General features: G+C 64.5%; 13 protein-coding genes. 5 read left to right on the top strand and 8 right to left on the bottom strand.

Going from position 1 to position 14219, the window contains the following annotated elements:
- Window positions 1–319 (top strand): NAD(P)-dependent oxidoreductase (locus B7Y64_RS11335; RefSeq protein WP_291326118.1); only part of this gene is annotated, 319 nt, incomplete at its 5' end.
- A gap of 502 nt (window positions 320–821) precedes the next feature.
- On the opposite strand, the gene B7Y64_RS11330 is transcribed toward B7Y64_RS11335, so the two are convergent.
- On the bottom strand, window positions 822–1862 hold the full coding sequence (locus B7Y64_RS11330) for a serine/threonine protein kinase (protein WP_291326120.1): 1041 nt from the start codon (window positions 1860–1862) through the stop codon (window positions 822–824).
- A gap of 149 nt (window positions 1863–2011) precedes the next feature.
- Here B7Y64_RS11330 and B7Y64_RS11325 point away from each other — a divergent pair, with 149 nt between their 5' ends.
- Window positions 2012–2764 (top strand): heme-binding protein, encoded by a 753-nt coding sequence (locus tag B7Y64_RS11325; RefSeq protein WP_236637129.1) that lies wholly within the window; start codon window positions 2012–2014, stop codon window positions 2762–2764.
- Window positions 2765–2962: 198 nt separating this feature from the next.
- Window positions 2963–4552, top strand: a complete 1590-nt coding sequence (locus tag B7Y64_RS11320; RefSeq protein WP_291326122.1) for a methyl-accepting chemotaxis protein — start codon at window positions 2963–2965, stop codon at window positions 4550–4552.
- A 279-nt stretch (window positions 4553–4831) separates the two neighbouring features.
- On the opposite strand, the gene B7Y64_RS11315 is transcribed toward B7Y64_RS11320, so the two are convergent.
- From B7Y64_RS11315 to B7Y64_RS11295, 5 genes are all read right to left on the bottom strand, one after another.
- Window positions 4832–5599 carry a metallophosphoesterase family protein gene (locus B7Y64_RS11315; protein ID WP_291326124.1) on the bottom strand — a complete coding sequence of 256 codons (768 nt, stop codon included), beginning with the start codon at window positions 5597–5599 and terminating at the stop codon, window positions 4832–4834.
- A 185-nt stretch (window positions 5600–5784) separates the two neighbouring features.
- The gene (locus B7Y64_RS11310; protein WP_024813118.1) at window positions 5785–6201 is read right to left on the bottom strand and encodes an organic hydroperoxide resistance protein; all 417 of its coding nucleotides are present in this window, start codon (window positions 6199–6201) and stop codon (window positions 5785–5787) included.
- A gap of 67 nt (window positions 6202–6268) precedes the next feature.
- Window positions 6269–6730 carry a MarR family transcriptional regulator gene (locus B7Y64_RS11305; RefSeq protein ID WP_291326125.1) on the bottom strand — a complete coding sequence of 154 codons (462 nt, stop codon included), beginning with the start codon at window positions 6728–6730 and terminating at the stop codon, window positions 6269–6271.
- 153 nt (window positions 6731–6883) lie between these two features.
- On the bottom strand, window positions 6884–7732 hold the full coding sequence (locus B7Y64_RS11300; RefSeq protein WP_291326127.1) for a 3-hydroxybutyryl-CoA dehydrogenase: 849 nt from the start codon (window positions 7730–7732) through the stop codon (window positions 6884–6886).
- Between the two features lie 171 nt (window positions 7733–7903).
- The gene (locus B7Y64_RS11295) at window positions 7904–8749 is read right to left on the bottom strand and encodes an ABC transporter permease (RefSeq protein ID WP_291326129.1); all 846 of its coding nucleotides are present in this window, start codon (window positions 8747–8749) and stop codon (window positions 7904–7906) included.
- Window positions 8750–8897: 148 nt separating this feature from the next.
- On the opposite strand from B7Y64_RS11295, the gene purT reads away from it, so the two are divergent.
- On the top strand, window positions 8898–10112 hold the full coding sequence (gene purT / locus B7Y64_RS11290; RefSeq protein ID WP_291326131.1) for a formate-dependent phosphoribosylglycinamide formyltransferase: 1215 nt from the start codon (window positions 8898–8900) through the stop codon (window positions 10110–10112).
- 125 nt (window positions 10113–10237) lie between these two features.
- Here purT and B7Y64_RS11285 read toward each other — a convergent pair whose 3' ends face one another.
- Both B7Y64_RS11285 and B7Y64_RS11280 read right to left on the bottom strand, forming a co-directional pair.
- The gene (locus tag B7Y64_RS11285; RefSeq protein WP_291328928.1) at window positions 10238–11119 is read right to left on the bottom strand and encodes a PDDEXK nuclease domain-containing protein; all 882 of its coding nucleotides are present in this window, start codon (window positions 11117–11119) and stop codon (window positions 10238–10240) included.
- Window positions 11120–11138: 19 nt separating this feature from the next.
- Window positions 11139–12104, bottom strand: coding sequence for an ATP-binding cassette domain-containing protein (locus B7Y64_RS11280; protein ID WP_024813112.1), 966 nt, complete (start codon window positions 12102–12104; stop codon window positions 11139–11141).
- 202 nt (window positions 12105–12306) lie between these two features.
- Between B7Y64_RS11280 and B7Y64_RS11275 the strand changes: the two genes are divergently transcribed.
- Window positions 12307–14121 (top strand): alpha/beta fold hydrolase, encoded by a 1815-nt coding sequence (locus B7Y64_RS11275; RefSeq protein WP_291324614.1) that lies wholly within the window; start codon window positions 12307–12309, stop codon window positions 14119–14121.
- Window positions 14122–14219 lie beyond the last annotated feature (98 nt).

Genomic DNA, 14219 nt, shown 5'->3' with positions numbered 1-14219 from the left:
AGGTGTTCGGCGGGGGCAGATCCTGGTCAACATTGGGCGAGGCTCGGTTGTGGACGAGGCTGCCGTGGCACGGGCGCTCAAGGACGAGCGCCTGGGTGCATACGCCGCCGATGTGTACGAGATGGAGGACTGGCTGCTGGCAGATCGCCCTCGCCAGATTCATCCGGAACTCTTGCAACACCCCTCCACGGTTTTCACACCCCACATTGGTTCGGCGGTGAAGAAGGTTCGCCGAGCCATCGAGTTGCAGGCTGCTGAAAATTTGCTACTCGCGCTGAGTGGGAGCGAGCCGCTTGCACACTACGAGGCATCGCACTGAGCGGCTCATGTGGCAGCTTCGCACTGCTCGGTGCAGCCATGAGGTCACCACACCAGAGAATGCTTTTGGACGTTCTATGGTTCTGGCCGATCTAATTCTTTGAGAAGACCTTGGCTACGTGTTTCGGACCCGCGGGCCAACTGCGGATGCTCTTCGCAATGGTTCCGATAAGCCGTGCCGCCAAGTATCCGGGGTGGGATTCCCCCGGTTTCTCGGACGGTTTTCTGGGATCGTTGCCTACATCAACACCGACCGCAGCGGGTCGGGAGAACCAATTCATCCTTGGTGTGATCAGTTGCTCCTGCTACCTTGCCCGGCTCGCATCAATAGAGTGACCGGTCTGAGCAACAAAGCGGTCGCTTGAGACCCTGCTCGGCCAATGACCAGTTGCGCAACACGCGAACTTTCAGGCGTTAGGTTCGAGTGTCGGAGATCAGCCTTAAGGAGCCACTCGCGCGACATCCCCAGTGGCTGTAGCTGGCTGCGTCCCGCCTCTCAACCCTCACCCCACCAGTGGCTCCTCCTGCATCGCCTCAATCTGCTCGTGCAGCATGTCCACCTGCCCGCGCCAATAGTCGCTGGTGCCGAACCAGGGGAAGTTGATGGGGAAGATCGGGTCTTGCCAGCGGCGGGCCAGCCAGGCGCTGTAGTGGATCAGGCGCAGGGTGCGCAGCGGCTCGATGAGGGCCAGCTCGCGCCGGTCGAACGTGCGGAATTGTTCGTAACCGTCGAGCAGCGCGCCGAGCTGGTGGGTGCGCTGGCGCCGGTCGCCGGACAGCAGCATCCACAGGTCCTGCACGGCCGGGCCCATGCGGGCGTCGTCCAGGTCCACAAAGTGCGGGCCGCCGCGCCCCCATTCGTCGAGCGGCGTCCACAGGATGTTGCCGGGGTGGCAGTCGCCGTGCAGGCGCAGCAGGGTGGCGTCTTTTAAGAGAAATTGGCCTGTAGCGCTTATGTGGTGAGCGCTAGTAGCTATCAAATCAAGAGCGGTCTTGCAGGCATCGCGCCAAGCCGATTGCACGTCGAGCGGGATCAGCTCGTGCTCCAGCAGCCAGTCGCGTGGTTCTGCGCCAAAGCCTTGCAAATCCAGTGCGGGGCGGTGCGTGAACGGGCGTGCCGCACCCACGGTGTGGATGCGGGCCAGAAAGCGGCCTATCCATTCGAGCACCTCGAAGTCGTCCAGTTCGGGCTGGCGGCCGCCGCGCCAGGGGCTGACCGAGAACTGGAAGCCACCAAATGGGTGCAGCGTGCGGCCTGCCAGCACCAGCGGGCCAACGGCCGGAACCTCGGCTGCCATGAGCTCGGCGGCAAAGGCGTGCTCTTCGAGAATCTGGGCCTCGCTCCAGCGCTCCGGGCGGTAGAACTTGGCGACCACGCGCTCGCCGTCTTCCAGCGTGACCTGGTAGACGCGGTTTTCGTAGGATGACAGCGCCATCAGTCGCCCGTCGCCATACAGGCCCACGCTGGCCAGTGCATCCAGCACCACGTCGGGTGTGAGTGTGGCAAAGGGGTGGAGTGGCGTGGCGTCGGGGGTGTGGTGCATCTGGGCATTGTCGCTGGCTGGCTGCGCGCTGCCCTCGGGCGCACCATGCCATTCGTTCTGTGATGGAATTCCAAAATACCCCAACGGCCCTGGCAGTCTGCTGGACCTTCCGTGTCTGGTCGCTGCCACGCGACGAAAGCTCAAGACGCATGCACCTGTTTCTCCACTCAACCCTTGAGAACCCTCCCCGCAGGACAGCCGTCGCCTTGGCGCTGGCGCTGGGCCTGTGGGGGCAAACCGCCATGGCCACTGAAGAACCTGCTTACGAAAAACTGTCCACGCACGGGCACATCGAGCTGCGCCGCTATGCGCCGTTCATCGTTGCCGAGACCACGGTCGCGGGCGATATGGATGCGGCCTCGAACAAGGGCTTTCGCGCCATCGCCGACTACATCTTTGGCAACAACGTGGCGGCGGGGGCTGCCCCGGCCAAGGGCGCAGAAAAGATTGCGATGACGGCCCCCGTGGCGCTGGAGCCCGTCAGCCCGCCGCCGCCGTCAACGCAGACCATCGCGATGACGGCGCCTGTGGCTTTGCAGCCGCTGCCCCCTGCCAGCGCACAGGCCGGCCAGGCGCTCCCCGCGCTGCAGGGCGCCCAAAGCTGGCGCGTGCATTTTGTGATGCCCGCCCAATACACCCTGGCTACCTTGCCCAGGCCCAAAAACCCTGCGGTGACCTTGCGTGAAGTACCGGCCAAGACCTGGGCGGTGTTGAGCTACTCGGGGTTCAACACCGAAGCCATCGTCCAGCAGCGCACCGATGAACTGGTGGCTTGGCTGGCCGCGCAGCAGATCAAGACCCGTGGCAGCCCCCAGCTGGCCCGCTACAACCCGCCGTGGACCCTGCCCATGTTTCGGCGCAACGAGATCATGCTGGAGATAGAACCTGGAAACCCCAGTTGACCGCTTGCGAACGGTGGACTGACGCACAGGAGAGCGCTGCGTCGTCACACCTTGCCTGGCACGCCTATCACGGCACTGTCGGGCACATCCAGCGGAGGTTTCCAGGCTGAATAGTCCAGATGCTCCCGACCGTTTGGGCCATATCATACTTTGTTACATGCGAATGTGACTCCGTGCATGAAACAGTAGGACGCACGAATGGCGTTGAGCATCAAAACCAAGATATGGCTGCCTGCCATTGCACTGAGCATCGGTCTGGTGCTCATGTCCACCGGCTCTGCCGTGCGCACGGTGAAGTCGCAGGCCATCACGGTCAAGGAGCAGTCCGACCAGCAAAGCAAGCTGGAGCTGGCGTCGCGCTGGCGCGGGCTGGTCGAGGCACAGGCGTTGCGCACCCTGGGGGCGGCACTGGCGTCCGATGAGGCTTCGGCGGCCCTGTTGCAGGGCGGGCAGGAGCAGGCCCTGCAAGAACTCACCCAGGTGCAATCGTCTCTGAGCGCGCTGCTCACCAACACCATGGAGCGCGCAGCCCTGGAAGCCGCCACCAGCCAGGCGCAGGCACTGAAGGCATCGCTGGATGCTGCGCAAAAGCTCAAGGCTGCGGGCGACGCAGCCGCGTTGCAGGCGCACATTCAGGGCGACACCCAGGGCAAGCTCAAAGCCTTGCAGAGCGCGCAGCAGGACATGGTGCGCCTGACCGAGCGCGGCGCCACCGAACTGCGCGACAAGGCCGGCAACGAGCGCCTGAAAACCGTGTGGGGCGTGGCGGGCATCATGGCCATCATCATTGCAGCGGTGTGCATCGGCACGCGGCTGGTGCAGCGCAGCGTGACCGAGCCCCTGGCCGACATCGTGCAGGTGACGCGCTCGATTGGCGAGGGCGACCTGACGGTGCGCATCGTCACCGATCGCCAGGACGAGATGGGCGAAGTGCTGCGCGCGCTGGCGCAGATGTCGAATTCGCTGGCCGAACTGGTGGGGCAGGTGCAGCGCTCGGCGGGCAGCATTGGCGCCGCCAGTGTCGAAATCGCCCATGGCAACCATGATCTGTCCAACCGCACCGAGGCCACTGCCGCCAACCTGCAGCGCGCATCGTCCACGCTGGACCACCTCAACGGCGTGGTGGGCCAGTCGGCCGCATCGGCGCGCGAGGCCAACGCGCTGGCGGCCTCGGCCTACACCGTGGCGCAAAGCGGCGGCCAGTCGGTGAGCGAGGTGGTGCAGACCATGCACCGCATCGACCACTCGTCCAAGAAGATCGTGGACATCATTGCCGTGATCGACGGCATTGCCTTCCAGACCAACATCCTGGCGCTGAACGCCGCCGTGGAAGCGGCCTGTGCCGGAGAGCAGGGGCGCGGCTTTGCGGTGGTGGCCAGCGAGGTGCGCTCGCTGGCCGGGCGCTCGGCCGAGGCCGCACGCGAGGTCAAGGCGCTGATCTCCGCCTCGGTGGAGAACGTGGAAGCCGGCACGGCGCTGGTGGACCGCGCCGGGCAGACCATGCAGGAGATCGTGCAGTCGGTGCAGCGCGTCAGCGGCATCATCGAGGAGATTTCTGCCAGCTCCGCCGAACAAAGCAGCCACATGCAGCAGGTGAACTCCACCGTGGGCGAGCTGGAGCAAATGACCCAGCAGAACGCAGCGCTGGTGGAAGAAAGTGCAGCGGCTGCCGGTGCCATGAGCGAGCAGGCCGCCGTGCTCGAACGGCTGGTGGGGCGCTTCAAGCTGGCCGGGGCGGCGCACCAGTCTTCTTACGCACCATCGCCCGCGCTGCTGACCAGAAGCTAGTTCGAGAGGGCCGCAGCCTCTGATGGCCGCACGCTGGCCAGTGCATCCAGCACCATGTCGGGTGTGAGGGTGGAAAAAGGGTGCAGGCCAGGCGCTTCTGGGGAAATGGTCATCGGGCCATCGTCGCCTGCCGTTCAGCGCGGGAGGCGCATGGCCAGCGGATACCCCCGGTCGGGTGTCGTCACGGCGTATTGCATGCGGGGGCTGTGGTCCGTGCCGCGCCCCCACACGCCTTGGGGCTTGGCGAATGCGCGATGCCCTGGCAGGGGCTGGCACGCTTCACCGGCCAAGCGGCAGGCGTTGGGCAAAGTAATCGGGCATGGCGCCTGTGGCGCGAATGGCGGCGGCAGCAGCGCCGTGGTCGTAGGGCACGCGCTCAAAGCGCAGCAACCAGACATCGGTGTCGAGCAGGGCATACATGGCACGCGGGTCGCCGTCGCGCGGCTGGCCTACCGAGCCGATGGTCGCCACCCACTGCTGCGGTGGCGGCACCGGAAGGGCCACGCCCGGCTGGGGTGTAAAGCACACGAGCCCGCGCCAGGTGCCGCGCTGGTACAGCGTTTGCTGGTGCACATGGCCGCAAACCACATGGCAGATGCCGGGGCGCCGGGTTGCGGCGTCCAGGCATTGCGCTGCTGCGGTTTCGTTGTCCAAATAAGGCCAGCGCTCGGGGGTGTCTGCGCTGGCATGTGCCAGCAGCACGCCGCCGATCTCGGCGACCAGGGGGCGGGCAGCAAGAAAGGCGCGCTCTTGCGGCGTGAGCTGTTCGTGCGTCCACTGGGCCCCGTATGCCGCCACGGTACTGGCCGCCCGGTCACCGGGTTTTGGAGGGTGCACGGCCAGGGCGTCATGGTTGCCACCAATCACGCAGTGGCCGTCTGCCACCAGCGCCATGGCCTGCCGTACCACGTAGCCGGGGTCGGCGCCATAGCCCACCAGATCGCCCAGCCAGGCAAAGCGCTCAGCGCCTTGCGCTCGGGCGTGGCTCATGCACGCGTCAAGGGCCTGGCGGTTGGAATGAATGTCTGACAGCAGGGCCAGCTTCATGGATGTCTCCTTGAGACGCCATCATGCCCCGTCTGGCTGAGACCTGGCTTGCACGGACCCATGCGCCTGAGCGATGTGCGCGATTTTGTCGCGCAGAGCGGCAAATCTGGCGGCAAGGCCGGATGCCATTGGCAAGCGACGGGGCCGCAGCGGCGCACGCGGCGCGCTGGTGCGGCCCCGGTGGTTCAGACCAGTGTCAGCGCCACGTCGATGTTGCCGCGCGTGGCGTTGGAGTAGGGGCACACCTGGTGGGCCGCATCCACCAGGGCTTGGGCGGCGCTGCGGTCCATGCCGGGCAGGCTGATGGCCAGGCGCACAGCGATGCCATAACCTGCACCCACCTTGCCCAGGTCCACGCTGGCGTCAACGGCCAGGTCCTGTGGCAGGGTGATTTTTTGCATACCAGCCACGGCCTTCATGGCGCCGATGAAGCAGGCCGAATAGCCAGCGGCAAACAGCTGCTCGGGGTTGGTGCCGGTGCCAGCCGTGCCGGGAGACGACAGCTTGATGTCCAGGCGGCCGTCATCGGTGCGCGAGGTGCCGTCGCGGCCTCCGGTGGTGTGGGCGTTGGCGGTGTACAGAACTTTTTCGAGCGAGGCCATGGAATTTTCCTTTGAGGGTTATGCCCGCAGCGCGGGACGGGGTGGGAACAGAAAGGGGTGGATGGGATCAAGGCGCGCTCAGGCGTGCGCGCAGTGTCTTGAGCTGGCCGGTAAGTGCTGCCAGCTCGGGCAGCGAGCACTGGCTGCGTTGCAGCACACAGGGCGGAATGCTTTCGGCGGCATCGCGCAGCAAACGCCCTGCGGGGGTCAGGCTGATGCGCACGCGCCGCTCGTCCTCGGCATCGCGCAGGCGGGCAATCAGGCCCGAGGCTTCAAGCCGTTTGAGCAGCGGGGTGAGCGTGCCCGAATCCAGATACAGGCGCTCGCCCAGGGCGCTCACCGTGATGCCGTCGCCCTCCCACAGCACCAGCATCACCAGGTATTGCGGATAGGTCAGGCCAATGGCGTCCAGCAGCGGCTTGTACAGCTTGGTCATGGCCAGCGAGGCGGAATACAGCGCAAAGCACACCTGGTTGTCCAGTTGCAGGGTGGCGGGGCTGGGTGAGAGGAGCGAGGGCTTGCGTGGCATGGGTTGAATTATTGCTGTCAATTAAATTGTGTGCAATTTAATCAAGAAAAGCCCCAATTGAAGAACGGACTTCAGACCATCGGGCGGCCCAAAAAGAAAAGGCGCCCTCGGGCGCCTTGTGCTGTGCCTTGCGTGACCGCAGGGCTTGTTGGCTCAGTAGCTGTAAACGCCACGGCCCGTCTTGCGGCCCAGGCGACCGGCGGCCACCATTTCGCGCAGCAGGGGGCAGGCGCGGTATTTGCTGTCGCCAAACTCCTGCAAGTACACGTCCATCACGGCCAGGCACACGTCCAGGCCCACCATGTCGGCCAGGGCCAGCGGGCCAATCGGCTGGTTGCAGCCCAGCTTCATGCCGGCGTCGATGTCTTCGGGTGTGGCCAGGCCTTCGGCCAGCACAAAGAAGGCCTCGTTGATCATGGGCACCAGGATGCGGTTGACCACGAAGCCCGGGGCGTTCTTTACGGTGATGGGACTCTTGCCCAGCGCCAGTGCCATGGCCTTCACGGCGTCGTGCGTGGCGTCGCTGGTTTGCAGGCCACGGATGATCTCGACCAGCGCCATCATGGGCACGGGGTTGAAGAAGTGCATGCCGATGAACTTGTCGGCGCGGCTGGTGGCGGCGGCCAGCTTGGTGATGGAGATGGAGGACGTGTTGGAGGCAATGATCACGTCAGGGCCGACGATGCCGTCGACCTGCTTGAGGATCTTGAGCTTGAGTTCGTAGTTCTCGGTGGCGGCCTCGATGACGAGCTGGGCGGCCTTCAGGTCGTCGTAGCTGGTGGAGGTCTGGATGCACGCCAGGGCTGCGTCCTTGTCGGCCTGGGTGATCTTTTCTTTTTTGATCAGGCGGTCGAGGCTGCCCGAGACGGTGGCCAGGCCTTTTTGCACGGCGGCCTCAGAGATGTCGACCATGACGACCTTGATGCCCTTGACCGCGCATGCCTGCGCAATGCCATTGCCCATGGTGCCCGCGCCGATGATGCCAACTGTGGTGATGCTCATGTGGAATGCTCTCTGAAAAGTGAAACAACAGGCATCATCGTATCGGTATATGACACCCGTTTCACCGCGCATGGCGGGCTGGCCAATGCGGTGCAGGGATCAGATTTTTGGAGATTTTTGGCGCCAAGAGCTTATGCAGCTTGCGATAAAAGCTATTATATTAATAGCAATTCAAGCCTTGAAGCGCTTGCGCGTCAGCGCCAGCGCCACCCAAAAAGCCGCCACGGTGGTGACCACCAGCACCAGCCCGTGGCGCATCACGTTGTCGGGCCACTGGTCCATGAAAAGCGGCCGCACCAGCTCGACCGCATTGGTCAGCGGCAGCCAGTCGGAAATGGCGCGCACCACGGGCGGCAACTGCTCGCGCGGGAAGAACACGCCTGACAAAAACATCATGGGCGTGAGCACCAGCGTGAAGTAATAGGTGAAAAAATCGTAGCCCTTGGCCAGCGCGTTGAAGATGAGCGCAATGCTGGAAAACATGATGCCCACGAAGAGCAGCACCGGCCAGGCCACCAGCAGCTTGGGGCTGTGGCTGATGCCCAGTGCCAGCATCACGCCCAAAATGGCGGTCACGGTGAACAGCGCCTTGAAAGCGGCCCACAGCATTTCGGCCAGCACCACATCGTCCAGGCTGATGGGCGCGTTCATGATGCCGTCCCAGGTTTTTTGCACATGCATGCGCGAAAACGCCGAATACAGCGCCTCAAAACTCGCAGCGTTCATGGCGCTCATGCAGATCGAGCCGCTGGCCAGAAACAGGATGTAGGGCACCGCCTGACCATTCACATGGATCTGCCCCACCAGTGCGCCCATGCCGTAGCCAAAGGCCACCAGCCACATCAGCGGCTCGGCAATGTTGCCCACCAGGCTGGGAATGGCCAGCTTGCGCCACACCAGCAGGTTGCGCAAAAACACCGGCCACCAGCGGGTTGACAGGCTGGGCGCACGCCACACGGATGCAGGAAGCGGGCTGACAGTGGCAGTGGCAGAGGCGGATGGGAGGGGTGTTGACATGCGCCTATTGTGCGATGTTGGCCGTCCGGACGACAGCCCCGGCAGTAGAGTGCGACCATCGCTTAAAGTCACCACCAACGCGGGGCCGGTGCGCGCACCCCCCGTCCGTTGCCTCGATTTTTCTTCCACTTTTTCTGAAGCACCCACCATGACCACCCTTGGAACCCCCTTGTCGCCCCATGCCACCAAAGTCATGCTGCTGGGGTCGGGCGAGCTGGGCAAGGAAGTGCTGATTGCGCTGCAGCGCCTGGGCGTGGAAACCCTTGCGGTTGATCGTTACGACAACGCCCCCGGCCAGCAGGTGGCGCACCACGCGCGCACCATCGCCATGAGCGACCCGGCGCAGCTCAAGGCCCTGATCGAGGCTGAGCGCCCGCACCTCGTGGTGCCCGAGATCGAGGCCATCGCCACCTCCATGCTCGAAGAGCTGGAGGCCGCTGGCACGGTGCGCGTGATCCCCACGGCCCGCGCCGCGCGCCTGACGATGGACCGCGAAGGCATTCGCCGCCTTGCGGCCGAAACGCTGGGCCTGCCCACCAGCCCGTATAAATTTTGCGACTCGCTGGCCGAGCTGCAGGCGGCGATCGAAGGCGAGAACGGCGTTGGCATCGGCTACCCCTGCATCGTCAAGCCCGTGATGAGCAGCTCGGGTAAGGGCCAGAGCAAGATCGACGGCCCGGCCGACGTGCAAAAGGCCTGGGACTACGCCATGGCCGGTGGCCGCGTGAGCCACGGGCGCGTGATCGTCGAGGGCTTTGTCGATTTCGACTACGAAATCACCCTGCTGACCGTGCGCGCCGTGGGCAACGACGGCAACGTGCAAACGCAGTTCTGCGAACCCATCGGCCACCTGCAGGTGCACGGCGACTACGTGGAGAGCTGGCAACCCCAGCCCATGTCATCGGTCGCTTTGAAGCGTGCCAAGGCCATCGCCCAGGCGGTGACCGACAACCTGGGCGGCCAGGGCGTCTTCGGGGTGGAGCTGTTTGTGCAGGGCGACCAGGTCTGGTTCAGCGAAGTGAGCCCGCGCCCGCACGACACGGGCCTGGTCACGCTGTGCACGCAGCACCAGAGCGAATTTGAGCTGCACGCCCGCGCCATCCTCGGCCTGCCGGTGGACACCAGCCTGCGCAACCCCGGCGCCAGCGCCGTCATCTACGGCGGCGTGGAGGCCGCAGGCATCGTGTTCGACGGGGTGGAAGAAGCCCTGCGCGTGCCCGGCACCGACCTGCGCCTGTTTGGCAAGCCCGAGAGCTTTGCCCGGCGCCGCATGGGCGTGGCGCTGGCGCGTGCGGGCGATGTGGAGACGGCGCGGGGCCATGCCAAGCTCGCGGCCAGCAAGGTCAAACCGCGCAAGGCGTGATGCTAAAAATTTAAGCCAAATTGGCCTCTAGCGCTTATCCAGCAAGCGCTAGTAGCTATGTTTTTAGGAATTCTCTCGCCACCCAAGCCCAGCGCAGAAAAAGAGCCGGTGGATAAGGCGCGGGCTCATTCCCCGCCCCCCAGCTCGCTCTCGATTTGCTCGATGCTGGGCAAGCTGGTTTGCAGTGCGGCGGGTAGGGATTCAATGAGCTGGTATTCCGCCACGCCAATGGGCTGGGCGGTGTCCCGCAGCGCGTATTCGGCCACCACCTTGTTTTTGGTCTTGCACAGCAGCAAGCCAATGGTCGGGTTGTCCTGTTCGGCCTTGACCTGCATGTCCACCGCCGTCAGGTAAAAGCCCAATTGCCCCAGATGCTCGGGCTTGAACTTGCCGCCCTTGAGCTCGATCACCACATAGCAGCGCAGTTTGAGGTGGTAGAACAGCAGGTCGATAAAAAACTCATCGCCGCCTACATTCAGCATCACCTGCCGCCCCACGAACGCAAAACCCGCGCCCAGCTCCAGCAGGAATTCCGTCACGTGCTTCACCAAGGCGTGTTCGACCTCGCGCTCTTGTGCCTCGTCGGTCAAGCCCAGAAAGTCGAAACGGTAAGGGTCTTTCAGCGATTCGCGCGCCAAACCGGACTGAGGCTTGGGAAAACTCGCTTCGAAGTTGGTGACGGCGGAGCCACTGCGCTCCAGCAAGCGGGTTTCGATCTGCATCACCAACACATTGCGCGACCAGTTGTGCTGGATGGCTTGGGCCGCATACCAGCGGCGGGTTTCGGGGGTGGAGAGCTTGTCCAGCAGCGCCAGCTGGTGATACCAGGGCAATTGTGCAAGCACCGCTTGCACAAATTCATCATCCGGCCACGCCTGGGCAAAAGACCGCATGTACTTGAGGTTGCGCGGCGAAAAACCCTTCATCTCCGGGAAAGCCGTGCGCAAGTCGTGCGCCAGCCGCTCAATCACCTTCGCACCCCAGCCTTGTCGCTGGGGAACACCCATTGCGCAAGCCTGTGCGCGCTCAACCATCCTCCCGGATCTGCCGCCCGGTGAGCTTGAGGAACAAATCCTCCAGGTTGGCTGGCCGGTGCAGCGTGCGCAGGTGCCCGTGCTGCCCCAGCGCCTGCAGCAGGGGCTGGGCGTTCTGGGTGTAGAAGAAAACGGTCTCTCCGCTGACCTCTACGCGGGCAGCCAGCGCACGCAGGGCTGCGTCATGGGCCAGGGCCACGGCGCCCACGCCATACACCTCCACCACGTCGGGCTCCAGGTGCTGGGCGATCAGTTCGCGCGGGCGGCCTTCGGTGATTTTCTTGCCGTGGTCCAGCACCAGCAGGCGCGAACACAGGCGCTCGGCCTCGTCCATGAAGTGGGTGGTGAGCAAGATGGATTTGCCCTGCTGCAGCAGCAGTTGCAGGCGCTCCCACATCAGGTGGCGCGCCTGCGGGTCGAGCCCGGTGGTGGGCTCGTCCAGCAGCAGCAGGCGCGGGTCGTTGACCAGCGCGCGGGCCAGTGACAGGCGCCGTTTCATGCCGCCCGACAGCTCACCGGGCTTGGCGTTGGCCTTGTGCGTGAGCGCAGCAAATTCGAGCAGGCGGGGCACACGCTCGTCCATCACCGCGCCCTTGATGCCGAAGTAGCGGCCGAATACGCGCAGGTTCTCGGCACAGGTGAAGTCGGGGTCCAGTGTGTCGAACTGGGTCACCACGCCCAGGTGGGCCTTGATGGCCAGGGCGTCGCGGGGCATCTGCAACGGGTCTGCTGCCGCGCCGGCGTAGAACTGCACCGTGCCGCCGTCGGGGGCGGTGTGCCCCAGGCACATGCGGATGGTGGTGGTTTTGCCAGCGCCATTGGGGCCGATCACGCCCAGGCATTCGCCCGGGGCAATGGCAAAAGATACATCGTCGACCACCGTGGTGTCGCCGTAGCGTTTGCTCAGGTGGCTTGCCTCGAACAAGGGCTGGGTTGGGGGCGCGAGGGTTTTGTCCATGGGAAGAGATTTTGAACCAAATCGGCGTTCGGCGCCCGTGCTGAAAGCGCTATAAGCTATGAATTAAATAGCATTTTGGTGAACGTGCAATGAATTGACGGTTATCCAGTTTCATGAAATTGCCATATTTTTGAAATCGCCGTGGGTACCAATCTGGGTATCCTGTGATTCAGTTATCTACCCATGGTCTGGAAAGCAACATATGAATCCACTGCCTCCCCCCGCAGCAATATCCGAGCGGCAACGCCAGGCGGCCAGGGCCCTGGACGAGACAGTGCGGGCGCAGCTGGCGCGCGCCAACATGGGGCTTTCACCGGTGTCCATGGCGCTGGCGGCGGCCGACTGGGCCATGCACCTGGCCTTGTCGCCCGGGCGGCAAATGGTGCTGGAGCAGCGCGCCTTGGCGCTGGCGCAGCAGGCCTGGCTGGCTGCGGCGCGCCCGCAGGCAGACGATCAGGGCCTGCCGCTGCCCGAGAAGGATGCACGTTTTCGCGATGAAAGCTGGCAGCAATGGCCGTTCAGTGCCCTGAAGGAAGGCTTCAAGGCCCGCGATGCCTGGTGGCGCGAGGCGGCGCAGGTCGATGGCTTGACGCGCCATCACCAGCATGTGGTGGATTTTTTCACCCGCCAGGCGCTGGATGCACTGTCGCCCTCCAACTGGCCCGCCACCAATGCCGAGGCACACCACCGGGCGCGCGCAACCGGCGGAACAAGTCTGCTGGCGGGCTACCAGAACTTCACCAAAGACCTGCAAAAGCACCGGCACGCGCCGCCCGATGCCGACCCGCAAACGCTGGAGCCTCTCACCTTTGAGGTGGGCAAGGATGTGGCCGCCAGGCCGGGCAAGGTGGTGTTTCGCAACCACCTGATCGAGCTGATCCAGTACACACCCACCACCGACAAGGTTTATCCGGAGCCGCTGCTCATCGTGCCCTCGTGCATCATGAAGTACTACATCCTGGACCTTTCGCCCGCCAATTCCATGGTGCGCTATCTGGTGGGCCAGGGCTATACGGTGTTCATCGTTTCCTGGCGCAACCCCGACGCATCCGACCGAGACCTGGGCATGCAGGACTACCTGCGCCTGGGCGTGATGGAGGCCATGGCGGCCGTCAAAGAGCGCACGCAAGCGCCGCGCATCCACGCGCTGGGCTACTGCCTGGGTGGCACCTTCCTGGCCATGGTGGCGGCTGCCCTGGGGCACGAAAGCCGCGCAGATCAGGGCAAGGGCCCGGCGCGAGAGCATGTTGCCTTTCCGCCCCACATGCCCGAGCTGGCCTCGGTCACGCTGCTGGCGGCGCAAACCGATTTCAGCGAGCCCGGTGAGATGGGCGTCTTCATCGACGACGACCAGATCCAGGCGCTGCGCCAGGACATGGAGCGCAAAGGCTATTTCTCGGGCAAGGCCATGGCCGGCTCGTTCCAGTTTCTCAATGCGCGCGATCTGGTGTGGTCACGCAGCACGCGCCGCTACCTGCTGGGCCAGGACGAGGTGGACTTTGACCTCATGAGCTGGAACGCCGACGTCACGCGCCTGCCTGCGCGCATGCACTCCGAATACCTGTCGTCGCTGTTCCTCAACAACGCCCTGGCCACGGGGCAGTACCGCGTGGGCGGCGTGGGCGTGGCGCTGATGGACATCCATGCGCCGATGCTGGTGGTGGGCACCACGCGTGACCATGTCTCGCCCTGGCGCTCGGTTTACAAAATCCACCTGCAGACCGACACGCATGTCACCTTCATTCTGGCGGCGGGCGGACACAACGCCGGCATCGTCTCAGAGCCTGGCCGCCCGCGCCGCAGCTACCAGATCGCCGCCACCGAAGACGGCAATGGCTGGACGGGCCCCGACGAATGGGAAGCCAGCGCCCCGGTGCGTGAAGGCTCCTGGTGGGAAGCCATGGACCAGTGGCTCAAAGAGCGTTCGGGCAAGCCCGTGGCGCCGCCCCCCATCGACCCCGCCCATGTGCTGTGCGATGCACCCGGCGAAAACGTCATGGTGCGCTATGCCGACTGAAGGCTTGCTTGCACACGAACAGGTGGCAGTGCATTCCGCGTGCCGCACCACGGTGCCTGCCCCCAGGCGATCCACATGCCGAGATTTCAGGCCGGTTA

It is taken from the genome of Acidovorax sp. 35-64-16, from assembly GCF_002281195.1.
GTDB lineage: Bacteria > Pseudomonadota > Gammaproteobacteria > Burkholderiales > Burkholderiaceae_C > Acidovorax > Acidovorax defluvii.
The sequence above is the reverse complement of the archived record's forward strand: the minus strand, read 5'-3'. Positions and strand labels throughout refer to the sequence as shown.